This is a genomic window from Helicobacter suis, from assembly GCF_902196125.1.
Classification (GTDB): domain Bacteria; phylum Campylobacterota; class Campylobacteria; order Campylobacterales; family Helicobacteraceae; genus Helicobacter; species Helicobacter suis_B.
The window spans coordinates 1-614 of sequence record NZ_CABIKG010000068.1 but is presented as its reverse complement, the minus strand read 5'-3'; the positions used below and the strand labels follow the sequence as shown (position 1 = coordinate 614).

Genomic DNA, 614 nt, shown 5'->3' with positions numbered 1-614 from the left:
ACGCCCTATTCAGACTCGCTTTCGCTACGGCTCGTTTTTCACTTAACCTTGCCAGACACCACAACTCGCAGGATCATTATGCAAAAGGCAGTCCATCACACCAGTGAATCCCTCTGAAGAATTGAAAAACCCCCTCCTTATAAACCTAATTAAACCTAATCATCATCAGGGTCGTCATTCCCTCTACCGCCACCGCTTGGGTTGCCTGTGGTAGAAGGATAGCCCGCATTGTTAGGATCATTATCTGGTTGGCCTCTTCCCATGATAGCCTCCTTAACCCTATTTTTTGCGATTGGGGTTTAGCTGACTTCCTCTATTCCCCTGATTTTGATCATATTGCTTATTTGTCCCACTAGTCCCCTTGTTGGGATTTTGCATATTAGACGCATTGTCATCAGGTCTCATGAAAACTCCTTTCTAAAAAAGATAAGAGGTAATCATGAGAGGAGAGGGTGTATAAGTTGTGTATATACCCCCCCCCCCCCCCGCAATTCCTCAGAGGGATTCACTATGGTGCTCTGAATGATTGTAAGTAGATGGTTTCAGGTTCTATTTCACTCCGTTGCCCACGGTTCTTTTCACCTTTCCCTCACGGTACTTGTGCGCTATCGGTC

At 45.9% G+C, this 614-nt stretch carries 1 rRNA gene; it reads right to left on the bottom strand.

Features of this window, described 5'->3' with window-relative positions:
* Positions 1-614 (bottom strand): 23S ribosomal RNA (locus G6Q00_RS08350); the annotation flags it as partial.